At 71.1% G+C, this 24,575-nt stretch carries 13 protein-coding genes and 1 pseudogene; 5 read left to right on the forward strand and 9 right to left on the reverse strand.

What is annotated here, in order from left to right:
* Together ACWC21_RS29450 and ACWC21_RS29455 are read left to right on the forward strand one after the other, a co-directional pair.
* Positions 1 to 601: pseudogene (locus ACWC21_RS29450) on the forward strand (DUF3417 domain-containing protein); the annotation flags it as partial.
* Between the two features lie 356 nt (positions 602 to 957).
* Complete coding sequence (locus tag ACWC21_RS29455) at positions 958 to 2,268, forward strand: hypothetical protein (protein ID WP_450886099.1); 1,311 nt, start codon at positions 958 to 960, stop codon at positions 2,266 to 2,268.
* Positions 2,269 to 2,913: 645 nt separating this feature from the next.
* On the opposite strand, the gene ACWC21_RS29460 is transcribed toward ACWC21_RS29455, so the two are convergent.
* From ACWC21_RS29460 to glgX, 9 genes are all read right to left on the reverse strand, one after another.
* On the reverse strand, positions 2,914 to 3,426 hold the full coding sequence (locus tag ACWC21_RS29460) for a DUF1990 family protein (RefSeq protein ID WP_450886101.1): 513 nt from the start codon (positions 3,424 to 3,426) through the stop codon (positions 2,914 to 2,916).
* 70 nt (positions 3,427 to 3,496) lie between these two features.
* The gene (locus ACWC21_RS29465) at positions 3,497 to 5,140 is read right to left on the reverse strand and encodes a M4 family metallopeptidase (protein ID WP_450886103.1); all 1,644 of its coding nucleotides are present in this window, start codon (positions 5,138 to 5,140) and stop codon (positions 3,497 to 3,499) included.
* Between the two features lie 248 nt (positions 5,141 to 5,388).
* Positions 5,389 to 7,446 carry a M4 family metallopeptidase gene (locus ACWC21_RS29470; RefSeq protein ID WP_450886104.1) on the reverse strand — a complete coding sequence of 686 codons (2,058 nt, stop codon included), beginning with the start codon at positions 7,444 to 7,446 and terminating at the stop codon, positions 5,389 to 5,391.
* Between the two features lie 205 nt (positions 7,447 to 7,651).
* Positions 7,652 to 9,409, reverse strand: a complete 1,758-nt coding sequence (locus ACWC21_RS29475; protein ID WP_450886106.1) for an ABC transporter ATP-binding protein — start codon at positions 9,407 to 9,409, stop codon at positions 7,652 to 7,654.
* Positions 9,406 to 11,118, reverse strand: coding sequence for an ABC transporter ATP-binding protein (locus ACWC21_RS29480; protein ID WP_450886108.1), 1,713 nt, complete (start codon positions 11,116 to 11,118; stop codon positions 9,406 to 9,408). Before ACWC21_RS29480 ends, ACWC21_RS29475 begins: the two co-directional genes overlap by 4 nt.
* A 35-nt stretch (positions 11,119 to 11,153) precedes the next feature.
* Positions 11,154 to 13,019: an ABC transporter ATP-binding protein gene (locus ACWC21_RS29485; RefSeq protein ID WP_450886109.1), complete on the reverse strand. Its 1,866-nt coding sequence runs from the start codon at positions 13,017 to 13,019 to the stop codon at positions 11,154 to 11,156.
* Positions 13,016 to 14,926, reverse strand: coding sequence for an ABC transporter ATP-binding protein (locus ACWC21_RS29490; protein WP_450886111.1), 1,911 nt, complete (start codon positions 14,924 to 14,926; stop codon positions 13,016 to 13,018). Before ACWC21_RS29490 ends, ACWC21_RS29485 begins: the two co-directional genes overlap by 4 nt.
* A gap of 149 nt (positions 14,927 to 15,075) precedes the next feature.
* Entirely contained in the window at positions 15,076 to 18,126 is a 3,051-nt protein-coding gene (locus ACWC21_RS29495; protein WP_450886112.1) for an NACHT domain-containing protein, read from the reverse strand.
* 88 nt (positions 18,127 to 18,214) lie between these two features.
* A complete protein-coding gene (gene glgX, locus ACWC21_RS29500) occupies positions 18,215 to 20,440 on the reverse strand; it encodes a glycogen debranching protein GlgX (RefSeq protein ID WP_450886114.1) in 2,226 nt (741 codons plus the stop codon).
* 150 nt (positions 20,441 to 20,590) lie between these two features.
* Here glgX and ACWC21_RS29505 point away from each other — a divergent pair, with 150 nt between their 5' ends.
* From ACWC21_RS29505 to ACWC21_RS29515, 3 genes are all read left to right on the forward strand, one after another.
* Positions 20,591 to 21,823, forward strand: coding sequence for a L,D-transpeptidase (locus tag ACWC21_RS29505; protein ID WP_450886115.1), 1,233 nt, complete (start codon positions 20,591 to 20,593; stop codon positions 21,821 to 21,823).
* Positions 21,824 to 21,984: 161 nt separating this feature from the next.
* A complete protein-coding gene (locus ACWC21_RS29510; protein ID WP_450886117.1) occupies positions 21,985 to 23,220 on the forward strand; it encodes a L,D-transpeptidase in 1,236 nt (411 codons plus the stop codon).
* Positions 23,221 to 23,535: 315 nt separating this feature from the next.
* Positions 23,536 to 24,303: an enoyl-CoA hydratase/isomerase family protein gene (locus tag ACWC21_RS29515; RefSeq protein WP_450886118.1), complete on the forward strand. Its 768-nt coding sequence runs from the start codon at positions 23,536 to 23,538 to the stop codon at positions 24,301 to 24,303.
* Positions 24,304 to 24,575 lie beyond the last annotated feature (272 nt).

The raw sequence follows: 24,575 nt of genomic DNA on the forward strand, positions 1-24,575 counted from the left end.
TCCCCGCTTCTACGAACGCGGCCGGTCCGACCTTCCCGACCGGTGGATCGAGATGGTCCGCCAGACCCTGACCCTGCTCGGCCCCAAGGTGCTGGCGGGGCGGATGGTCCGTGAGTACGTGGAACGCCTCTACACCCCGGCGGCACAGGCGGGCCTCGTGCTGACCCCGGACGCGGCGGAGGAACTGGCCGCCTGGAAGACGCGGGTGCGCACCGCCTGGCACGGGGTGAGCATCGACCACGTCGAGACGACGGCCACCAGGGCCACCGCCGAACTCGGCACCACCCTCGGCCTGCGTGTCCGTGTCGGCCTCGGCGACCTCTCCCCGGACGACGTGGAGGTCCAGGCGGTCTCCGGCCGGGTCGACTCCGAGGACCGCATCACCGACGCCTCGACGATCGCCCTGAAGGCGGTGGGCGGCCCCGACCAGGACGGCCGCCGGGTCTACGAGGGTCCTCTCTCCCTCGACCGCACCGGCCCCTACGGCTACACGGTCCGCGTTCTGCCGGCCCACCGGCTCCTGGCTTCCGGCGCCGAGTTGGGGTTGGTGGCGGTGCCTTCGGAGGACGGGGTGGAGGGGGCGGGGGTGCTGCTGCGCTGACCCGCCGGAAAGCCCTTCCCAGTTCCCCCTGCCGAGGGGTGCATGCCTGTCTGGGATGTCACACCGGCAGGGGCGGGCGTGGATTGCGAGACCGGTGAGGCGGTTGCCTTTGCCTGTTGCGTGCCCCATGCACCTTCCGCCGTGGCATCAAAGACAACCGCGGGGTAAATCCGTGCTCTTACTCTGCGCACACACCATCGCGCTCCGTGTTCCCGCCGTGGAATATGCCGCTCCGCACCGTGCTGTGGTGAGCATGTGCAGGCGCATCAGGCGATGCGCTTTCGTTCCGCGTGAGCCGCCCGGTCGCTCGTGTCGGGCCGTCGACGGCTGCGCGCTGTTCGCGGAGGGGGACGTACGTGAGACGTGCGCGCAGGACGATCGTCGCGGCGGTGGCCGGGGCCGCGTTATCGCTGCTGGGAACGGGGGTTGCCGCGGCGGGCACCGGGCCGGCCCCCGCGCCGGGCACCCCGGCACCCTCGGCCGGTACGGCGGGCACGGAGGCGGGCAACCCCGCGAGCACCGCGGCGCAGGCGGCCGGGGTGTGCTCCACCTCCGGCGGCACCGCCGCCAAGTGGACCTACACCTACAACCCCAAGACGGGGACGATGGACTGCGGCGGCCTGCCCGGCCAGCGCTGCACCGCCACCGACCCGCGCGAGAAGAAGACCAGCTACACCTACGACTCCAAGGGCAACCTGACCAAGGTCACCCCGCCCAGCCCGCTCAAGCCCCTCACCTACACCTACGACGAGCTTGGCCGGCAGAAGACCGTCACCGACGGCCGCGGCATCACCACCACCTACACCTACGACAACCGCGACCGGATCAAGACCGAGACGGCCGACAAGGCCACCGCGACCTTCACCTACGACGCCGACGGCAACCTCAAGACCCGCACCACCCAGGCGGGCACGTCGACGTTCACCTACGACGAGCAGAACCGCGAACGCATCCGCACCCTGCCGGGCACCGGCACGACGTCGGTCACCTACGACCCGTCCGGCAACGTGGCCACCGCCACCGACTCCTCCGGCATCGTCACCTACGGCTACGACGACGCCAACGAGCTGACCTCGGTGACCGAACCGGGCGGCGGGAAGACGACGTTCGACTACAACAAGAACGGCAAGCGCACCAAGACGACGTTCCCCGGTGGCACCACCGAGACCGTCACCCCGGACGACTCCAGCCGCCCGACGAAGGTCGAGGTGAAGTCCGGCTCGACAACGCTGTCGTCGATCTCCTACGACTACCAGTTGTCCGGCAGGGACACCGACAAGATCCACAAGCGCACCGCCGACGGCGCCGCCACCACGTACACCTACGACACGGCCGGCCGTCTGACGAAGGCGGTGGAGACCAAGGACAGCTCCACCACGGCCGGTTGGTCGTACTGCTACGACAAGGCGGGCAACCGCACGGGAAGTTCGACCGGCACGTCACTTCCGGCCTGCGACAACGCCCAGCACACCTACACCTACAACGAGGCCGGTGAACTGACCGCCTACGACTCCGACTCCGGGTTCGGCTACGACGGCGCAGGCAACGAAACCTCCGCCGCCGGCGTGCTACCGGCGCCGTCGCAGGCGGGTTCGGCGGGCTGGTGTCGGGCGGCGTCGGGTACGCATGGTCGCAGATTTCCTGACCAAGAAGCCTTCCAGCGCTGAGTGAGGACGACACGCAATGCTGACGATATTGATAGTGGCCGGCGTCGTGGGGGCCGTATTGGGAGTGGTCAGCGTAGTACTCATGCAGCGGAAACGCTGAGCTACAGCGCGCTCCACTTGATCGCCCGGTCCAGCACCACGGACACACTGGCCCCAGCGGCCTGAGGACACGGCGGCCCGTCCGAGTCGATCCCGGCGGGCCGCCGCCAGTAGGAGTCGTGAGCCCGCACGCCGGGGAGGTGTCTGTGTGCGTGTTTTCGTCGGGTGATGGGAATTCTTTACGCCGTGGGATTCGTCGGTGGCTAGGGAGTAGCTACTGGATGGGCGCCCGCTGCTACGTCCCCACCCTCGACCGCTTCAACACCATCGGGCAGGCCGCAACCAGGTCTCTCAGGGAGAGCGGAAAGAGGTAGCTGGTACGGCACTTTCATTCGCGTTGGACAAAGCCTTCGAGGCGGGCAAATGAACGACGTGACAATGTCCTGCAAGGGATGGCCGTCTGGAACGCCAATCTCAGTTCTGGGCGTCATCATCATAGCCGTGCGCGGCGATTGGAGGGAATGCCTCACGGCCGAGACGCGCGACCTGCGGATTTCTCGACCGGCGGTGGTGCATATCCTCCAAACGTGCACCCTCGGGCGGCCGTCAGTTCTCCGACGCCTCCGCGCACAGCCTCCGCAGGGCCGCCCCGCAGCGGCGGGCGTACGCGTGCTGCAACCCCCGCGTCGCCGCTCCGCCCGCTCGGGCGTACCAGGCCTGGGCGCGGGAGAAGGCGGCCACCGTCAGCCAGACCGTGCCGTCGCCCGTGCGGTCGACCACGAAGGCCTCCTCGCCGGACTCCGGGTGGCCGGGGAGGGTGCCGTAGGCCCAGCCGGCGCGGCGGTGTTCCTCCACCGTCCAGACGATCCGGCAGGGGGCCCGTATCACCCCGGCCAGGGTGACCGTGACGTCCACCTCGGGGGCGGCGCGGTCCGCGCCCGCGTCGATGCCGACGCCGATCGCGCGGTGCATCTCCCAGGTGAGGACCGCCTCGGCGGCTCGGCGGAACACCTGCTCCCCCTCGCCTATGCGCGTGCGTACGTGCAGGGGGTGGAAGCCGGGCGGGCAGGCGGCCAGGTTGTCGCGGGTCGCGCCGACCGCCTCGTAGGTGAAGGACATGGGGCCCAAGAGTAAAGCGGCCCCCGGGAGCGACTTCCTCCCGGGGGCCACCGTCGTCACACCGCGGGGGTCAGCTGACGTTGACCGCGGACCAGGCGGCCGCCACCGCCTTGTACTCGGTGCTGGTGGAGCCGTACAGGGCGGACGCCGCGTTCAGGGTCGCCGTGCGGGCGGCCTTGTAGTTCGTCGTCGACGTCATGTACGTGGTCAGCGCCTTGTACCAGATCTGCAGCGCCTTGGCGCGGCCGATGCCGGTGACCGTGGAGCCGTTGTACGTCGGGGAGTTGTAGGACACCCCGTTGATCGTCTTCGAACCGCTGCCCTCGGAGAGGAGGTAGAAGAAGTGGTTCGCGACACCGGACGAGTAGTGCACGTCCTTGTTGCCGACGGAGGAGGACCAGTAGTCCGACGAGCCGCCGTCCTTGCTGGGCTTGTCCATGTAGCGCAGCGGGGTACCGTCGCCGTTGATGTCGATCGCCTCGCCGATGAGGTAGTCACCGGGGTCGGAGGCGTTGTTGGCGAAGAACTCCACGCCGGTGCCCATGATGTCGCTGGTCGCCTCGTTCAGGCCACCGGACTCGCCCGAGTAGTTCAGGCCCGCGGTGTTGGAGGTGACGCCGTGGCTCATCTCGTGGCCGGCCACGTCCAGCGAGGTCAGCGGGTCGGCGTTGCCGTCGCCGTCGCCGTAGGTCATGCAGAAGCAGCTGTCGTCCCAGAACGCGTTCACGTACGCGTTCCCGTAGTGCACGCGGGAGTAGGCGCCGACACCGTTGTTCTTGATGCCGCTGCGGCCGAACGTGCTCTTGTAGAAGTCCCAGGTCTCGGCCGCGCCGTAGGCCGCGTCGGCGGCCGCGGTCTGGTCCGAGGAGGAGGTGGAGGCGGTGCCGGTGCCGAAGACGTTGGTCGAGCTGGCCACCAGGGTGCCCGTGCCGGACGTCTTGCGGGCCAGGTTGTACGTCTTGTGGTTGCCCCGCGCGCTGTCGGTGAGCTGGTACGTCGAGCCCGACTGCACGGAGTTCAGGGTGACCGTGCCGGAGTACAGCGTCTTGCCGGTCGCGTTCTCGATGCCCTGGTACTCGAAGAGCTTCTTGCCGGTGGCCGCGTCGGTGATGACGTGCAGCTGGTTCGGGGTGCCGTCGTCCTGGAGGCCGCCGACGACCGTCTCGTAGGCGAGGACGGGCTTGCCGGAGCCGGCCCAGATCACCTTGCGGGCGCCGTCGGCCGAGGTCTTGGCCGAGCCCAGGGTCTTGGCGGCGGTCAGGGCCTGCTTCTCGGCCTTGGCGGCGGCGATCTGCGGCTTGAGCGAGGCCACCTTGATGGTGGCCTTCGTCGCTCTGGTGACGCCCTCGGTCTTGCCCGCCTTGGAGGTGTGGACGACCAGGTCGCCGCCGAGCACCGGGAGACCCGCGTAGGTGCGCTCGTAGCGGGTGTGCACGGTGCCGTCGACGTCCTTCACGACGTCCTTGACGACAAGCTTTTCCTTCGAGCCGAGGCCTATGTTCTGGGCGGTCTCGGCGGCGCCGGCCTGCGCCTTCTGGATCAGGGTGGTGCGGGCCGCCGCGGACAGCGCGGTCGGGGCGGCCGCCAGCGGCTTGGCGGAGGCGCCGACGGGCTGGGCGGAGGCACTGGTGGTCAGGCCAGTGGTGAGCAGAGCGCCGGCTGCGACAGCGGTGGCGATGGCCAGAGTGCTGCGACGCGCGTAGAGGGGGCTCACGCAAGCTCCTTCTCGTGGGGGAGTCCGGGTCAGCGTGGGGTTACTGACCGGAGTGTGGCGTTGTGAAGTTGCTGTGTTGTGCGGCGGGTGAAGGAAGAGTGACACCACAGCGCGTACATGTCATGACCCTGTTGTGATGTTGGCTGAAATGCTGCTGCTCGCGCTGTGTTTCGCCCATGTGAACGGGCGCCGCCCGGGGGAGTCGAACCTCCCGGACGGCGCCCTGGACGTGGTGCGTCAAGCTGCGTCTACGGGAACGTCAGCTTCCAGCTGTTGATCGTTCCGACGTCCTGTGCCGCCTGGTCCTGGACCTTCAACTGCCAAGTACCATTGGCTGGTTCGGAAGACGCGTTCACCGTGTAGGTGTCGTTCACGTCGTCCGCCGAGTCGGAGGAGCTGAAGTTCTTCAGGCGGTACGAGGTGCCCGACGGGCCGACCAGATCGATCACCAGGTCACCCCGCCAGGTGTGGCTGATGTCGACCGTCACCTGAAGATTGCTTGGCGCGTTTCCGCTCCTGCCCGAGACGGTGATGTTCGAGGTGACAGCAGGTCCGTTGTCCGGAATCGACACCGGTGTGGTGTTCTCGTACGAGGTGCCGCCGCCTGTGCCGCCACCCGAGCGTGCGCCGACCGCGACGGCCGCCCAGGCGTCCTGCACCGCCTTGTACTCGGCGCTGGTGGTGCCGTACAGCTCACCGGCCGCCGCGAGCGTGCCGGTGCGGGCGCTCGCGTAGTTGGTGGTGGAGGTGAACTTGGTGCTCAGTGCCCGGTACCAGATCTGCAGCGCCTTGTCCCGGCCGATGCCGGTGACCGGAAGTCCGTCCGCGGTGGGCGAGTTGTAGCTGACGCCGTTGATGACCTTGGCGCCGCTGCCCTCGCTCAGCAGGTAGAAGAAGTGGTTGGCGGGGCCCGACGAGTAGTGCACGTCGAGGCCGCCGAGGCCCGAGTACCAGCTGTCCTTCGACGTGCCGTCCTTGCTGGGCTTGTCCATGTACCGCAGCGGGGTGCCGTCGCCGTTGATGTCGATCTTCTCGCCGACGAGGTAGTCGCCGACGTCGGAGGAGTTGTTGGCGTAGAACTCCACGCCGGCGCCGAAGATGTCGGAGGTCGCCTCGTTCAGGCCGCCGGACTCGCCGCTGTAGTTGAGGCCCGCGGTGTTGGAGGTGACGCCGTGGCTCATCTCGTGGCCGGCCACGTCGATGGCGGTCAGCGGGTGGGTGTTGCCCGACCCGTCGCCGTAGGTCATGCAGAAGCAGCCGTCGTCCCAGAAGGCGTTGACGTACGAGTTGCCGTAGTGGACCCGGGAGTACGCCCCGACGCCGTTGTTCTTGATGCCGTTGCGGCCGAACGTGTCCTTGTAGAAGTCCCAGGTCTCCTGCGCGCCGTAGTGCGCGTCCGCGCCCGCGGTGGCGGCGTTCGACGTGGTGCCGTTGCCCCAGGTGTCGCTGGTCTGGGAGAACAGCGTGCCGGTGCCGGAGCTGCCGTGGTTGAGGTTGTACGTCTTGTGGCCGCCGCGCGCCCCGTCGGTCAGGGTGTAGTTCGATCCCGACTGGGTCGTGGTCAGGGTGACCTGGCCGCTGTACTGGGTGTTGCCGACGCCGGTCTCGATGCCCTGGTACTCGTAGAGCTTCTTGCCGGTGGCCGCGTCGGTGATGACGTGCAGCCGGTTCGGGGTGCCGTCGTCCTGGAGGCCGCCGACGACCGTCTCGTAGGCGAGGACGGGCTTGCCGCTCGCCGCCCAGATCACCTTGCGGACGCTGTCGGCCGCGGACTTGGTCCCGCCGAGCGCCTGGGCCCGCTTGACGGCCTGCCGTTCGGCGGCCGCCCTGGTGACGGCCGGGCTGAGGCCGGGGACCTTGAGGGTGGCGTTGGTGGCCTTGACGACGCTCTTCGTCGCGCCGGACCTGGTGGTCTCGACGACCAGGTCGCCGCCGAGGACGGGCAGGCCGGCGTAGGTGCGCTCGTAGCGGGTGTGGAGCGTGCCGTCGGCGTCCTTGACGACGTCCTTGACGACCAGTCCCTCCTTGGCGCCGAGGCCTATGGACCGGGCCGTGCCGGCCTTGGCGGCACTGGCGTCACGGAGCAGTTCGGCGCGCTGTGAGGGGGTGAGCCGGACCGCGGAGTGGGCGGAACCGGCCTTGGCCGAGGGGGCCGGGGCGGCACTGGCGGCGCCCGACTGGACGGCCGCGGCGATCAGCGCCGTCACGCCGGCCAGGGCGACGGCGGCGGTGCGGCGCGCGGCGGCGCGGGAGGGGGTGTGCGAGGAGGTGTGGGAGGTGCGTCTGCGCGAGGGATTGCTTCTCAACACGGACTCCTTCTGCATGGCCGCGGGTGTGCGGCCAGGGGAGATTCACAGCGGTGAAACTGTGGGGTTGCTGTGAAGCGACTGTGGGAAGAGTCGCAGCGGCAGACGTATCTGTCAGGAGCGCGTCAGGAATTTGGCCGGAATCAGTTCGTTGACCGGATATTCATGTTCGATATACGGACGCTTTACCGTCGGGCCCTCTGCTTCACCGCGGCCCCCCGTGCCACGTGCGCCACAGCGCCGCGTACGCCCCCTCGGCAGCCACCAGCTCCTCGTGGGTGCCGAGTTCGGTGAGACGGCCGTCCTCCATCACCGCCACCCGGTCCGCGTCGTGCGCGGTGTGCAGACGGTGCGCGACGGCGATGACCGTACGGCCCTCGAGCACGGCGGCCAGGGCGCGCTCGGTGTGCCGGGCGGTGGCCGGATCCAGCAGGGCGGTGGCCTCGTCCAGGATCAGTGTGTGCGGGTCGGCCAGCACGACCCGGGCGAGCGCGAGCTGCTGCGCCTGCGAGCCGTCCGTGGCGTGACCGCCCGCGCCCAGCCGGGTGTCGAGGCCGTCGGGCAGCTCCCGCACCCAGCCGTCGGCACCGACCGCGGTGAGCGCGGACCACAACGCCTCGTCCCCGGCGGACGGTTCGGCGATCAGCAGGTTCTCCCGCACCGTCCCGAGGAAGACATGGTGCTCCTGGGTGACCAGCACCACCTGGCGGCGCAGCCGCTCCGGCTCCAGCCCGGCGACCGGGACCCCGCCCACGGTCACCGTGCCCGAGCCCGGCGCGTCGACACCCGCGAGCAGCCTGCTCAGCGTCGTCTTGCCCGCGCCGGACGGGCCGACCACCGCCAGCCGCTCCCCGGGCCGTACGGTCAGGTCGACCCCGCGCAGCACCTCGCCGCCGCGCTCGTAGGCGTACCGCACCCCGCGCACGTCGATCCGGTCGTCCACCGGTTCCGGGCTGCCGCCGCCCGCCTCCGCCCGGGGCGCCCGGGCCAGCCCCTCCACCCGCGCGAACGAGGCGCCGCTGCTCTGCAGTTGCTCGACCCGCATGAGGATCTGGTCCAGCGGCTCCGTGAACTGCCGCAGGTACAGCGCGGCGGCCACCACCGCGCCCAGCCCCACCGCGCCGCGCTCGTGCAGCCATCCGCCGAGCAGCAGCACGCCCGCCACCGGCACGGTGTACGTCGCCTCCACCGCCGGGAAGAACACGGTGCGCAGCCGCAGCGTGTAGAAGCGGGTGCGGCGGGACTCCTCCACGGCGTCCCGGCTCGCCGCGATCCGCCGTTCGCGCAGCCGGAACGCCTCGACCGTCCTGGCACCGGCCGCGGTCGACGCCACGATCTCGGCGACCTCGGAGGTGGCCGCCCCCTCGGCGAGATAACCGTCCCGGGCCCGGCGCAGATACCAGCGCAGCGCCACCCAGATCGGGGTCAGGCCGAGCACCCCGAACAGGCCCAGCAGCGGATCGAGCGCGAACACCGCGCCCAGCACGAACAGCGCCTGGACGGTGCACACCAGCAGCTCCGGGCCGACGTCCCGCAGCGTCGTGCCGACGGTCGCCACGTCGGCCGTGCCGCGCGCGGTCAGGTCACCGGCCCCGGCCCGCTCCACGGTCGACGCGGGCAGCGCCAGCACCCGGTCGACGTACTCCTCACGCACCCGGGCCAGCGTCCGCTCCCCGAAGCGGTGCCCCACGTACCGCGCCCAGCGGGCCAGCAGCAGCTGGGCCAGCGCGCACAGCAGGATCCACAGCGCCAGCCGGTCCACCGCCGCGACCCCGTGCCCCGCCCGCACCTCGTCGACGATCCGCCCGACCAGCCAAGGGCCGGCGAGCCCGGCGACGGCCGCCAGCGCGTTCAGCACCAGCGTGGCGGCGAACGCCCGCCCGTCCGCCCGCACCAGCCGCCCGGTCGCCCGCCGCACCCCGGCCCGGTCCGCGACCGGCAGCAGTCCCTCGCCCGACGTCACCGTACGGCCTCCTCGACATCCGCGTCCCGGGACACCAACTCCCGGTAGCCGGGCTCCTCCGCCAGCAGCCGCCGGTGCGTGCCGGTCGCCGCGACCTTTCCGTCGACCAGGTAGTGCACGGTGTCCACCCGGTCCAGCACCAGCGGCGAGGTGCTCGTCACGACCGTCGTACGCCCCTCCCTCGCCTCCCGCAGCCGCTCGGCCACGGTGGCCTCCGTGTGCGCGTCCAGCGCCGAGGTCGGCTCGACGGCGAGCAACACCTCCGGGTCGGCCAGCAGCGCCCGCACCAGCCGGATCCGCTGCCGCTGCCCGCCGGAGAGGCTGCGGCCCTGCCCGGCGACGGCCGAGTCCAGTCCGTCCGGCAGCCCGCGTACGACATCCTCCGCGGCGGCCGCGTACACCGCCCGGCGCAGCGCGGCCTCGTCGGCCGTGGGCCCGGCGGCGACGACCTCCCTGAGCGGTCCGGCGAAAAGGTCGGCCTCGTTGTCGGCGACCAGGATCCGGGCCCGTACGTCGGCCAGCGGCACCGCGTCGAGCCGGGTCCCGCCCCAGGTTGCGCCGGTGGGGCCGTACCGGCCCAGACGGTCGACGACGGCGACCGCCTCGGCGGGCCGGTCGGCGACCAGCGCGACGAGCCGGCCCGGTACCACCCGCACCCCGGACGCCGGGTCGTGCAGTTCGGCCGGCCCGTCCGGCGCGGGCAGCGCGCCCTCGTCGGGCTCGGGCTCCAGCCGCAGCAGCCGTACGACCCGGCGGGCGGCCACCACGGCCCGGTTCATGTCGTAGGCCATCTGCACGAAGAACGCCACCGGCCCGATCAGCACCGCCACATAGCCGTACACGGCCACCAACTCGCCGATGGTGAGGTCTCCTCGGGCCGCCAGCCGGGCCCCGAGCCAGGTCACCACGGCCAGGAACAGCGTGGGCAGTCCCACCCCGAGCGCCTGGACCCAGCTGGCCGACGCACCCACCCGGTAGCCCTGCGCGCGCAGCCGCTGCGAGTCCTTGCGGAACGCTTCCGCGAACAGGCCCTTGCCGCCGAGCCCGTTGAGGACGCGCAGCCCGCCCGCGAGGTCCCCGATCCGCGCCGCGAGCACGCCCTGCCGCTCCCGGTACTCGCTCTCCGCGCCCTGCAGCCGCAGCGTCAGCGGCCCGGTGAGCAGCGCGATCACCGGCACCCCGAGCAGCACCACCGCGGCCAGCGGCGCGGAGACCGAGAGCAGCAGCCCGGCCACCACCAGGTAGACCACGATCGAGCCCGCTCCGGGCCCGACCACGGTCAGCGCCTGCGAGATCGTCTGCACGTCGCCCACGCCGATCGTGACGACCTCGCCGGCCCCCGCCCGGCGCGGCAGCGCGGCCCCCAGCCGGACCGCGTGGTCCACGACCACCTTGACCGTGCGGAAGTTGGCGTCCATCCGCACCCGCGTCATCGTGCGGTGCCGCATGATGCTCAGCCAGGAGTTGAACGCGCCCACCACGAACAGCACCAGCGTCCACCAGGCCAGCGTGCCCAGGTGCCCCGGCACCAGCCCGTCGTCGACCGCCCGGGACATCAGATACGGCGCCGCGGCCAGCAGCACCATCCAGACGCTGCCCAGCAGCGCCCCGGCCAGCGAGCGGCCCGACTGGCACCGCACCAGCCACCACAGGTACCACCAGCCGCCGCGACAGTCGGGCGTCCCGGGATCCTCGTACGCGTCGATCATGTGCCCCCGTCTCCTCCGCTCCGTACCGGGTTCCGTTACGCCAGGCTGTCCCGCCACGCCCGGTGCAGGTCCGCGAACCTGCCCGTGCCCGCGATCAGTTCGGCCGGTTCGCCGTCCTCGACGATCCGGCCGTGCTCCATGACCAGCACCCGGTCGGCGATCTCCACCGTCGACAACCGGTGCGCGATCACCACCGCCGTACGGCCGCGCAGCACCGTCGCCATGGCGCGCTGCACCGCCCGTTCCCCCGGGACGTCCAGCGAGCTCGTCGCCTCGTCCAGGATCAGCACCGCCGGGTCGGCGAGCAGCGCGCGGGCGAACGCGACCAGTTGGCGCTGACCGGCGGAGATCCGCCCGCCGCGCTTGCGGACGTCCGTGTCGTACCCGTCGGGCAGCGCGCCGATGAACTCGTGCGCGCCGATCGCCTTCGCCGCCCGCTCGATCTCCTCCCGGGTGGCGTCCGGGCGCCCGATGGCGATGTTCTCGGCCACCGTCCCGGAGAACAGGAACGCCTCCTGCGTCACCATGACCACCCCGCGCCGCAGTTCGGGCACGGCCAGCTCGCGCAGGTCCACACCGTCCAGCAGCACCCGCCCGTCGGTGGGGTCGTAGAACCGGGCCAGCAGCTTGGCCAGCGTCGACTTGCCGGCGCCGGTGGAGCCGACGACCGCGACCGTCTGCCCGGCGGGGATCGTGAGGTCGAAGCGGGGCAGCACCTCACCGCCGGTGCGGTAGGCGAACCGGACACCGTCGAAGACGACCTCGCGGCCGGGGTGCTCGCCCTGGCGGACCGGAAGCTCCTTCGGCTGCGACGGCTCCGGCACCGAGGGCGTCTGCGCCAGCAGACCCGCGATCTTCTCCAGGGAGGCCGCCGCCGACTGGTAGGAGTTCAGGAACATGCCCAGCCGGTCGATGGGGTCGTACAGCCGGCGCAGATACAGCACAGCCGCCGCCAGCACGCCCAGCGCCAGCGAGCCGGACGCCACCCGGTAGGCACCCCACAGCACGATCCCCGCGACGGCCGTGTTGGCCACCACCCGGGAACCGACCACATAGCGGGCCATCTCCAGGAGGGCGTCGCCGTTGGTCCGCTCGTGCCGCCGGTTCAGCACCCGGAAGTCCGCGTCGTTGACCGCCTCGCGGCGGAAGGCGCGCACCGGCCGGATGCCGTTCATCGTCTCGACGAACTTCACGATGACCGCCGCGATCGCCGTGGACCGCGCCCGGAACACCCGCCCCGCACGCCGCCGGTACAACCGGACCAGCAGGTACAGCGGCACGAAGGAGGCCACGGCGACCGCGCCGAGCCCGAGATCCAGCCAGAGCAGCATCGCCGCGATGTACACGAAGGAGAGGACGACCGTGACGAGTTCCTGCAGCCCCTCGCTGAGCAGTTCCCGCAGTGACTCCACATCCGTCGTGGACCGGGAGATGAGCCGTCCCGAGGTGTACCGCTCGTGGAAGTCGACGCTCAGGGCCTGCGCGTGCCGGAAGATACGGCCGCGCAGGTCGAGCAGCACGTCCTGGTTGACGCGGGCGGAGGCGTCGATGAACGCGTACTGCAGCACGCCGGAGACCAGCGCGCTCAGCAGATAGCCGACGCCCACCGCGACCAGCGGCCCGTGGTCGCCGTGCTCGCGCAGCGCCGGTACGGCCCGGTCGATGGCGTACGCCACCAGCAGCGGGCCCGCCTGCACGGCCGCCTGCTGCAGCAGCAGCAACAGCGTGGTGCCGGCCACCCGCATCCGCATCGGGGCGAGCAGCGACCGCAGCAGGGCGGCCGTGGCTCCCGGCGGGGTGGGCAGGACGTCGCGGTCGAAGGGGTCGTCGGCGGCGGGTGGGCGCGGGAGTTCCTCCTCCTCGCCGGCGGTGGGGACCGGCGTGGTGGGGGCGGCGGTCATCGTTCGTCCTCCTCTTCCCCGGAAGCTTCCCCGGACTTCGCACCGGCCATGGCGCCGGACTTCGCACCGGCCATGGCGCCGGACTTCGCGCCGGACATGGCGCCGGACTCGGCACCGGTCGTCGCACCGGCCTCGGCGCCTGACATCAGATGGGCGTACTCGGCATGGGAACGCAGGAGTTCCTGGTGGGTGCCGACGGCGGTGATGCGGCCGCCCGAGAGCAGGGCGACGCGGTCGGCGAGCAGCACGGTGGAGGGACGGTGGGCGACGATCAGCGCGGTGGTGTCCGCCAGGACCCGGCGCAGCGCGGCCTCCACGGCGGCCTCGGTGTGCACGTCCAGGGCGGACAGCGGGTCGTCCAGGACCAGGAACCGGGGGTTGCCGACCACGGCCCGGGCCAGCGCGAGCCGCTGCCGCTGCCCGCCGGACAGGCTCAGGCCCTGTTCACCGACCTGGGTGTCGGTGCCCTGGGGCAGCGCGTGCGCGAACTCCGCCTGGGCGACGGCGAGCGCCCGCTCCAGCTCCGGGGCGCCGGCCTCGTCGCCCGCTCCCATGAGAACGTTGTCGCCGACGCTCGCCGAGAAGAGGGTGGGCTCCTCGAAGGCGACGGCGACCTCGGAGCGCAGCCGGGCGCGGGACATCGCGGTGATGTCCACACCGTCCAGCGTGATCCGGCCGTTCGTGACCTCGTGCAGCCGGGGGATCAGCGCGGTGAGCGTGGTCTTCCCGCTGCCGGTGGCCCCGACCAGGGCCATGGACTCGCCGGGGCGGATGTGCAGGTCGATACGGTCCAGGACGGCGGGGGAGCCGGGCGGGGCGTCGGGGTAGCGGAAGCGGACGCCGTGGAACCGGATGCCCTGGTCCCCGTCGGCCGGCGCGGTTCCGTCGGCGCCCCCGGGCCCGGAATCCGACTCCGGCTCCTCGTCCATCACCTCGAAGTACCGCTCCGTGGCGGTCGCCGCCTCCTGGCTCATCGCCAGCAGGAAGCCGATGGAGTCGATCGGCCAGCGCAGGGCGAGCGCCGTGGACAGGAACGCCACCAGCGTCCCGGCGGACAGTTCGCCGTCCGCCACCCGCACGGTCCCCCACATCAGCGCCACCCCGATCGCCAGCTCCGGCAGCGTGACGATGACGCCCCAGATGGCCGCCAGCAGCCGGGCCTTGCGCAGCTCCGTCCCCCGCAGCGTCCCCGACAGTTCGCGGAACGCCCGCGCCTGGCTGCGGTGCCGCCCGAACCCCTTGATGATGCGGATCCCGAGGACGCTCTCCTCGACGACCGTCGTCAGGTCGCCGACCTGGTCCTGGGCGAGCCGCGCCACCTGGGCGTACCGCCGTTCGAAGACGAAGCAGGTCACCATCACGGGCACGGCGGGCGCCAGGATCACCAGCCCCAGCACCCAGTCCTGCATCAGCATGATGACCACGCCGACCAGGATCGTCACCGTGTTGACCAGCAGGAACGTCAGCGGGAAGGCCAGGAACTGGCGCAGCAGCATCAGGTCGGTGGTGGCACGCGACAGCAACTGGCCGGAGGCCCAGCGGTCGTGGAAGGCCACCGGAAGCCGTTGCAGATGCCGGTAGAGTCCGGCCCGCATCTCCGCCTCGATGTGCGACAGCGGCCGGGCCACCAGCCACCGCCGCAGCCCGAACAGCAACGCCTCCGCGAGGCCGAGCAGCAGCAGGTACAGCGCGCCCAGCCACACTCCCCGCGGGTCCCGGTCGGCCACCGGCCCGTCCACCAGCCACTTCAGCACCAGCGGGATCACCAGACCCGTACAGGAGGCCACGACCGCGACGAACGCGGCGGCGGACCACCGTATCCGCGCGGGTCGCACGTACGGCCACAGACGCAGGAGGGTTCGGACGGCGCTACGGCCTTCGGCGGTGGTTGCACGTGTCGTGGGCATCACCGTGAGCCTACGGACCGGCACTGACATCGCCCACCGAGTTTGGCCGGACCGGGCTCGGTCGCTGGTCCTACGGCCAGGAGACCTCACGCGATCTTCGCGGTCGTCTCCCAGGCGGCCCCGACGTCGCCAGTGTGCCGGTTCAGGCGTCAAGGAGTCGCCCACGGGGCGGGGTGGTGCCTTCCGGTGGCGAGTACGGCGGTGCGCAGGGGATTGTCCCGCTTCTCATTGATGCGTTCGGTCAGGATGGCGGCCGTCGCGCAAACCCCGGCGAGCAGGGTCAGGATGACCAGGGTGGTGGTCCAGCCCACCAGATCCCTGCCGGAGGCGAGGGCGAGCCAGAAAAGGTACAAGGCGCACCCCACTTCGAACAGCAGAGAGAAGAGCGCGGAGTACGCGATCAGGTCGGACTCCGCATCAATGCCGAAGGCGAACAGCAGCGCGCCGACGACGCTCATGGCGATGAGCGCCAGGGCCAGCCATCGGGGGCCCCAGGCCGCCATGCCCCAGGGGTGCCATCCAAACCCGGTGGACAGCAGACGGGTGCCGCCGAGTCCGAGGGCGGTGCCCAGGATCAGCGAGCCCGTGGTCAGGGCGACGGCCGTGAGAATGCGGGGCGGCTCGGGTCGCTGTTCGTGGACCTGGCGCCACTTTTCCAGCAGTGCCGCTTCTCTGCGCTCGTAGGTGGCCCCGAAACGGACCGCCAGCAGGTGCGTCTGGACGGACCAGGGGAGGGCGTGCAGGACGGCCCGGTGGGCCAGGGTGGCGCGGCCGAGGTTCAGAAGTGCGTCGCGAAGCGGTTTCAGCGCCTCCCTGCCGGCCGGCGTACGCGCCTGGTCATTGTCAAACAGTTGCTCGATGGACCTGAGGCGGCTCCGCTCCCGGGACAGTGCCCCGGGATGCAGACCGAGCGTCAGCTGTGCTGTTCGGATCCTTGCGTCCACCGTGGCCCACAACTGTGAGTCGTGAGGCTCCGGCAGCGGCCGGGGGAACCGGGCGCAGGCGAAGAGCGGGATCCCGATGTGGGGATGGATGGTGTTGACGCCGACGGGCGGCGCCGGGTCGTCGGCCGACTTGTCGATCAGCCAGGCGATCCTGGCCGCGATCGTCTTCAGTGCGCCCGGGTGCCGGAACTTCTCCCAGACCCACGGGTACGTCTGCTCGCGTGTCGTGGTCTGGGCCGCGGGGGCAGTCCACTCGCTCAGTGCGCTCAGCACCTCCGGGCTGTTCATCAGTGATGCCAGGTTCCACGCCGCCGCCGGAGCCGTGGGAGGGCCGGCGACACGACCCGTCCACAGAAGACCCGCCAATTGCACCGCCGCCGTGGGGGTGCCGACCGCCCCCAACGACCGCACCGCCCACATGCTCCCCCGCTCGGCTTCCTGGGCCAGTGACGGCACCGCCACATCACCCATGGCTTGCAGCGCCGTCTGCGCCTCCGGGTCCTGGAGCCGGGCCAGGGCCCGTGCCGACTCCTGGCGCCCGGACACGGTGAGCGCGCGGAGGGCTGCCGAGCGCCGTGCGGGTGCCGGCTCTTGAGCCGCCGCGATCAACGCCTCCCGTACCCGCCGCCCCCGCGGACTGCTGCTGGCCGCCAGGGTGCCCAAGCCCTTTGCGATGTCGCCCTGGGTGTCGCCCGGGGTGCCCAGCCGGTCCAGGAAGTAGGCCAGGATCTCCTCCGCCAGTTCCTCATCGATGTGCACCGCGTCGGCCAGACACTGCAGGGCGAGCACCTTGCGCCACATGTCGTTGTGCTCGAACACCTCGCGCACCACCCGGGTGCAGGAGCCGCGGGTCACCGCGCACCACATCCGCACCGTCTCCCGCCACGGCTTCGGATCCCGGCGGTAGTGGTGCATCAACCGCTGTTCGTCCGTGCGCAGCTCGCACGCGGCCAGGTACTCCAGCAGGGTGAGGTGGGTGAACCGGTAGTGCCGGCCCCGGTCGATGTCTTTGATCAGCTCGCTGCGGCTGACGATCTCGGCGAGCATCCTCTGGAGGTGGGGATCGCGCTCCAGGTCGAAGCCCGGCAGGAGTTCCGCGATGACGGATTCGAACTGCTCGCGGGTGATCTCCTGCCGGTCCCCCCGCGCCGACGACGCGCACAACTGGTTGACGGCGAGCCGTTGCAGCACAAGCGTCTTGCGGCCGGCGTGGTAGTTCCCGATCGCCGCGCTGCGGTTCAACAGGCGGTCCCGGTCCAGGAGATGGGCCACCGCCATGTCGTAGAAGGCGGCCCGCGAATTGGGCAGCGGACCCACGCTCTCGGGCCGGTCGCCGGACTGCAGATAGGCGATCATGGTGAGCATCAGGGGGCTGCGTGCCAGCACCATGAGTTCCGGGTCCTCCTGGAGCGCCTGGAAGATCCTGGCCGCCGTGACCGCGTCCTTCAGGTCGGGCCACTTCGACAGGAAGCGCAGGATCGAGGCGTCGTCGAACTCGGCGACGCGGATCTCCTGGTCGAATACGTCCTGCAGCTGCTGCTCGTAGGCGGCGTTCCGGCACGTGACGACCATCTCGCAGGCGCTGTACCGGACGGCGAACTCCCTCAGTTGCCGCACCACCCGCTCGAAGTGCTCGGTGGCTACCTCGTCCAGACCGTCGAAGAAGACACGCAGACCGCCGGATTCCAGTCGTGTCTCCACCAGATCCTGGGCGTTGGATATGCCGGTCTGCCGGAACTTCGCGGTGATGAGTTCCTCGAACGGATCCTCCGACGAGTTGCACGCGTGCAGGTCGACGATGACGGGCAGCGCCCGGTCGTCCCCGCTGTCCGCCCACTCCAGCATCTCGTGCTTGAGCAGGAGGGACTTGCCCGCGCCCGGGTCGCCCAAGAGGACCGTCAGGCGTTTGACGCGCAGAAGGGTCGCCGCGTCCCCCCGCCCACCGTCCAGCTCGCAGTGAAGCGGTACGTAGACGTCCCGCAGGCCGGGCGAGCCTTGGCCGCCTTCCCGGCCGGCCTGCGAGAGTCCCAGACGCACTTTGGAGTGTTCGGCCCGCACCTGGTCGCGGTAGCGCTTCAGTTTTCGGCCGCCGACCGGACGGACCCTTCGGTACAGGCGGCGCACCGCACTCGGCGCCGCCTTCGCGGCCTCACCCGCGAGGGTGGTGAGGAAGGTACGGGCGACGAACAACAACAAGGCCAGCATGGCGACCGCGCCGAACCCGTAAGGGGCCAGTTTGTCCAATTGCGCACTCACGAAGGGAGAGTAGCGGCATAGTCACTCCTTGTGAACTTACTTGATGAAGAAAGGACGTTGGAGCAACAGCAGGCGCGTTCGGCGGCCATCACCCCACCCTCAGCAGCAGCACCGACCGCCCCGGCACCGTGATCTCCGTCCCCGCCGCGTGCACCACAGCCGGGGCGTCGCCCTGGTCCTCCCGTGAGGTGTCGACGACCACCTCGTACCGTTCGGCCCACGGCGGGCCGGGCAGCACGAACGGCACCGGGGCGTCACCCGCGTGCAGCACCGCGAGGAAGCTGTCGTCGGCGATCGGCGCGCCGCGCGCGTCCCGGCCGGGTATGTCGCGGCCGGAGAGGTACATGCCGAGGGTGGCGGCGGGCGCGTACCAGTCGCCCTCCGTCATCTCCGTGCCGCGGGAGGTGAACCAGGCCAGGTCCCTGAGACCGTCCGCCGAGTGGGCGCGGCCGGAGAAGAAGGCGCGGCGGCGCAGTACCGGGTGGCGGTGGCGCAGTGCGATCAGGCGGGAGGTCAGCTCGAACAGCGGGCGCCAGCCGGGGTCGTCCAGGAGGCTCCAGTCCAGCCAGCCGAGCTCGTTGTCCTGGCAGTAGGCGTTGTTGTTGCCGCGCTGGGTGCGGCCCATCTCGTCGCCGGCCACCAGCATGGGGACGCCGGTGGAGAGCAGGAGGGTGGTCATCAGGTTCCGCAACTGGCGGCGGCGCAGGGCGCGTATCCCGGCGTCGTCCGTCTCCCCCTCCGCCCCGCAGTTCCAGGAGCGGTTGTCGTCCGAGCCGTCCCGGTTGTGCTCGCCGTTCGCCTCGTTGTGCTTGTGCTCGTAGGACACCAGGTCGCGCAGGGTGAAACCGTCGTGCGCGGTGATGAAGTTGACGGAGGCGTAGGGCCGCCGGCCGCCCCAGGCGTACAGGTCGCTGGAACCCGACAGACGGTAGCCGAGGTCGCGTACGTCGGGCAGGGCGCCGCGCCAGAAGTCGCGGACGGCGCCCCGGTAGCGGTCGTTCCACTCCGTCCACAGCGGTGGGAACGCGCCGACCTGGTAGCCGCCGGAGCCGACGTCCCACGGCTCGGCGATCAGCTTCACCCGGCGCAGCACCGGGTCCTGGGCGATCACCGCGAGGAACGGGGAGAGCATGTCGACGTCGTGCATGGAGCGGGCCAGCGAGGCGGCCAGGTCGAAGCGGAAGCCGTCCACGCCCATCTCCGTCACCCAGTAGCGCAGGGAGTCCGTGATCAGGCGGAGCACCTGGGGCTGCACGACGTGCAGGGTGTTGCCGCAGCCCGTGTAGTCGGCGTACCGGCGGGCGTCGTCCTGGAGCCGGTAGTAGCCGCGGTTGTCGATGCCCTTCAGGGACAGGGTCGGGCCCAGCTCGCCCGCCTCCGCCGTGTGGTTGTAGACCACGTCGAGGATGACCTCGATGCCCGCGGCGTGCAGCGCCCGCACCATGCGCTTGAACTCGCCGACCTGCTGGCCGGTCGTCCCGGAGGCCGCGTAGGCCGCGTGCGGGGCGAAGTACCCGATGGAGTTGTAGCCCCAGTAGTTCCTCAAGCCCCGGCGCAGCAGGTGGTCCTCGTGCGCGAACTGGTGGACGGGGAGCAGTTCGACGGCCGTGACGCCCAGCTTCACCAGGTGCTCCAGGGCCGCCGGGTGCGCCAGGCCGGCGTACGTGCCGCGCAGTTCCTCCGGGATGCCCGGGTGCAGCCTGGTGAAGCCCCGTACGTGCAGTTCGTAGATGACCGAGTCCGCCCACGGGGTCTTGGGACGGTGGTCGTCGGACCAGTCGTCGTCATCGTGGACGACGACGCCCTTGGGGACGTGCGGCGCGGAGTCCCGGTCGTCGCGCACGGTGTCCGCGACATGCTGGTCCGGCCAGTCCCGGACGTGCCCGTACACCTCGGGCGGCAGGTCGAACTCTCCGTCCACCGCACGCGCGTACGGATCGAGAAGGAGCTTCGCCGGGTTCCAGCGGGCGCCGGTCCACGGGTCCCAGCGGCCGTCCACCCGGTAGCCGTACCGCTGGCCGGGCAGCACGCCGGGTACGAAGCCGTGCCAGATCTCGTGCGTCAGCTCGGTCAGCGACACCCGGGTCTCCCGGCCGTGCTCGTCGAACAGACACAGCCGGACCGCCTCCGCGCCCGCCGCCCACACCGCGAAGTTCGTGCCGCGGACACCGTCCGGGCCGACCCGGAAGCGGGCACCCAGCGGGGTGGGCGCGCCCGGCCAGACCGGCACGGTGGGCGGCGCGGCGTGCCGCGTGCCGCTCACCACCGCGGCGCGCTGTTCCGCCACTACCTGCTGCTCGGCCGAGCTGGTCACGTGGTCAGCCTCCCGCGGCTCGTGGAACGACGTGGAAACGGGTACACGGGTCCCGTCGTGCGCCGCGTCGCGTCGTCCTCCCCACTGTTCTGCCCAGCGCTAGCGTCGCACTCACGTTTCCCCAGGGCGGGGACGGTCGTTGAGACCGTCGTGAGGCATGCACAAGGACGCGCACGGCGCGCGGGCGCCGCGTTGGCGGCGGCACTGACATGGGCGGCACTGCTGGCCGGGGCCGCGGGCTGCGGTCCGGACATCGCGGACGACATCGGCGTCGGCCGGGTCCTCGGCAAACCCCCGGCACCCAGGGACGCCATCCGTATCTCCCCGGACGACGGCAGCAAGGACGTCCGTCCGGGTGAAAAGCTGCGCGTACGGGTGCCCGACGGACGACTGGAATCCGTCACCGTGGTCCGCTCCCAGGACGCCCAGGACACCCCGGTGCACGGTCATCTCAGCGACGACGGCATGACCTGGGAGCCCGACGACCGCAAACTGGCGCTCGCCGCCCGGTACACCGTCGACGCGGTGGCCCTGGACGGCGAGGGGCACCGCTCGGCCCGGCACGCCACGTTCACGACACACGTCCCCGAGCAGCGGTTCATCGCGTACGTCACCCCCGAGAACCGTGCCACCGTCGGCACCGGGATGATCGTCTCCCTGGCCTTCAACCGGGAGATCGTGAACCGGGCCGCCGTCGAGCGGGCCGTCCGGGTCACCGCGCGACCGAACGTGGAGATCCGGCCGCACTGGTTCGGCAAGGACCGCCTGGACTTCCGCCCCCAGCGCTACTGGAAGCCCGGCACCCAGGTCACCGTCGACCTGCGGCTGCGCGACGTCGAGGGGGCACGCGGCGTGTACGGGCTGCAGCACCGGACGTTCTCCTTCACCGTCGGCCGCAGCCAGGTCTCGCTGGTGGACGCCGCCGAGCACACCATGGAGGTACGCAGGGACGGCGAACTGCTCGCCACCGTGCCCATCACGGCCGGCGCCCCCGAGACCACCACGTACAACGGCAAGATGGTGGTGATGGAGATGCTCGAGGTCACCCGTATGAACAGCCGCACGGTCGGGTTCGGCGGCGAGTACGACATCCCCGACGTTCCGCACGCCATGAGACTCACCGACTCGGGCACCTTCCTGCACGGCAACTACTGGGCCCCGGACGCCCCCGGGAACGTCAATGTCAGCCACGGCTGTGTGGGCCTGAGGGACGTCAAGGGCGGCGGTTCGGACACGCCCGCGGGCTGGTTCTTCGACCGCAGCCTGGTCGGGGACGTCATCGAGGTGGTGCACAGCAACGACAAAACCGTCGCTCCCGACAACGGCCTCGGCGGGTGGAACATGGGGTGGAAGGAGTGGAAGTCGGGCAGTGCGGTGAGTTGACGCGCTGGTGGCCCCGGCCGCCCCGGCCAGTTGATGTTGCTACGAAACGGTGACCATCAGCTGACACGATCCCCAAAACCTTGCGGTTAATATGCGCCGATGCGTGCGTGGGGTGCGCGCCGGGGCGCGGGCCTGACCAGGCTCGGGGAGGGGAGAACAACTTGAACGTGCGGCCGATATCGGGGGCGTCGGTGGGGAGTCGGCGAGGCCGGAAGGGCTGGCCGGTGGTCGTGGCCGGCGTGGTGCTGATGGCCGCCACCGCGTGCGGTGGCGGCGGCTCGGACTCGGGCTCCGGCGGCGGGAAGGGCAAGGACTCCTCCGCCGCGCAGAGCAAGCAGTCCGAGGCCGTGGTCACCATCTCGCCGAAGGCCGGTGCCGGCGAGGTCGACACCAGCGGCGCCCTCAAAGTCACCGCGGGCAAGGGCAAGCTGACCGAGGTCGAGGTCAAGGACGACAAGGGCACCACGGTCGCCGGCAGCATCAGCGACGGGGGCACCAGCTGGACGCCCTCGACCCATCTGGCCGCCGCCACGAAGTACACCGTGCACGCGGTCGCCAAGGACTCCGCGGGCCGTCGGGCGGCCGAGGACTCCAGCTTCACCACGCTGACCCCGAAGAACACCTTCCTCGGCTACTTCACCCCCGAGGACGGCTCCACGGTCGGCGTCGGCATGCCGTTCTCCATACGCTTCACCCGGGGCATCACCCATCCCGGGGACGTCGAGAAGGCCGTCCAGATCAAGACCGAGCCGCCCGTCGACGTCGAGGGCCACTGGTTCGGCAACGACCGCCTGGACTTCCGGCCCGAGAAGTACTGGAAGTCCGGCACCAAGGTCACCGTCAAGCTGAACCTCGACGGCGTCGAGGGCCGTGACGGCGTCTACGGCAAGCAGGCCAAGACGGTGAAGTTCACCATCGGCCGCAACCAGGTCTCCGTCGTGGACGCCAAGAAGCACACGATGAAGGTCACCCAGGACGGCAAGGTCATCAGGACCATCCCGGTGACCACCGGCAAGCCCGGTTACGACACCTGGAACGGGCAGATGGTCATGAGCGAGAAGCTCACCGTGACCCGGATGAACGGCGACACCGTCGGGTACGGCGGCGAGTACGACATCAAGGACGTCCCGCACGCCATCCGCCTCACCAACTCCGGCACGTTCATCCACGGCAACTACTGGGGTGGCGACGCCTTCGGCAACTACAACGCCAGCCACGGCTGCGTCGGCCTGCGCGACGTCAAGGGCGGCTACGACAGCGGCGTGCCGGCGGCCTGGTTCTTCAACCACTCGATGATCGGCGACGTGGTGGTCGTCAAGCACGCGCACGACCGGACCGTGGACCCGGACAACGGCCTCAACGGCTGGAACATGTCGTGGGACGAGTGGAAGGCGTGAGCCCCCGCTGACGTACGGGCCCGGTGCCGTGACGGACGGCACCGGGCCCGCCGCCGTCGGCCCCCGGGCGGACGGCACCGGGCCCGCCGCCGTCGGCCCCCGGTGTGAGCGGCCGCACCGACCGGCCGCCGTTGGTCCCCGTGCTGTGTCTGCCCGGGGGACGGCCCCCGGACCTCCGGCCGGTGTGAGCGGCCGCACCGACCGGCCGCCGTTGGTTCCCGTGCTGTGTCTGCCCGGGGGACGGCCCCCGGACCCTCGGCCGGTGTGAGCGGCCGCACCGACCGGCCGCCGTTAGTCCCCGTTAACCTGCTGGGCATGACCGTGAATCTCGAAGTCGCCGAGGGCGTCGGTACTCTCCGCCTCGACCGCCCGCCCATGAACGCGCTGGACGTCGCCACGCAGGACCGGCTCAAGGAACTCGCCGAGGAGGCCACGCGCCGCGACGACGTGCGCGCCGTGGTGGTCTACGGCGGCGAGAAGGTGTTCGCGGCCGGTGCGGACATCAAGGAGATGCAGGGGATGGACCACACCGCGATGGTCCTGCGCGCCCGTGCCCTCCAGGACTCCTTCACCGCCGTGGCCCGCATCCCCAAGCCGGTCGTCGCCGCCGTCACGGGATACGCGCTGGGCGGCGGCTGCGAACTGGCCCTGTGCGCCGACTACCGCATCGCCGCCGACAACGCCAAGCTCGGCCAGCCCGAGATCCTGCTCGGCCTGATCCCGGGGGCGGGCGGCACCCAGCGGCTGCCCCGGCTGGTCGGTCCCTCCAAGGCCAAGGACCTCATCTTCACCGGCCGCATGGTGAAGGCCGACGAGGCGCTGGCGATCGGCCTGGTGGACCGGGTGGTACCGGCCGCGGAGGTGTACGCCGAGGCACACGCCTGGGCCGCCAAGCTGGCGCAGGGCCCGGCGATCGCGCTGCGCGCGGCGAAGGAGTCGATCGACACGGGCGTGGAGACCGACCTCGAGACCGGGCTCGCCGTCGAACGGAACTGGTTCGCGGGGCTGTTCGCCACCGAGGACCGCGAGCGGGGCATGCGCAGCTTCGTGGAGGAAGGACCGGGCAAGGCCAAGTTCCTGTGAACCGGCGTACCGAAAGCCCTTGCAATTGACGCGACGTCTCATCCGGGCTCCCTCGCCCGGGCCGCCGACGGGAACTTCGCGGCAGCCAGGGCCCGTCCCGGCGGGGGAGTCCGGTGGTCGTGCGGCAGGGGGGCATCGCCGCAGGCGGGAAGGCCACGGACGCTTTTTTCATGCCTTTGGCATATGCGGAACGGATCTCGAGCGGCGGTAGCGCCCGGGGGCGTATTCCTCCGGAACGGCCCCGGAGGGCGCCGCGTACGGCCATGATGGGG

The sequence above is a fragment of the Streptomyces sp. NPDC001348 genome (assembly GCF_053597535.1).

Excerpts from the sequence above, each read along its gene's own strand:
- ACWC21_RS29460 (WP_450886101.1), bottom strand. The coding sequence starts at position 3,426 with ATGTCCTTCACCTACGAGGCGGTCGGCGCGACCCGCGACAACCTGGCC.
- ACWC21_RS29480 (WP_450886108.1), bottom strand. The coding sequence starts at position 11,118 with ATGATCGACGCGTACGAGGATCCCGGGACGCCCGACTGTCGCGGCGGC.
- ACWC21_RS29485 (WP_450886109.1), bottom strand. The coding sequence starts at position 13,019 with ATGACCGCCGCCCCCACCACGCCGGTCCCCACCGCCGGCGAGGAGGAG.
- ACWC21_RS29490 (WP_450886111.1), bottom strand. The coding sequence starts at position 14,926 with ATGCCCACGACACGTGCAACCACCGCCGAAGGCCGTAGCGCCGTCCGA.
- ACWC21_RS29515 (WP_450886118.1), top strand. The coding sequence starts at position 23,536 with ATGACCGTGAATCTCGAAGTCGCCGAGGGCGTCGGTACTCTCCGCCTC.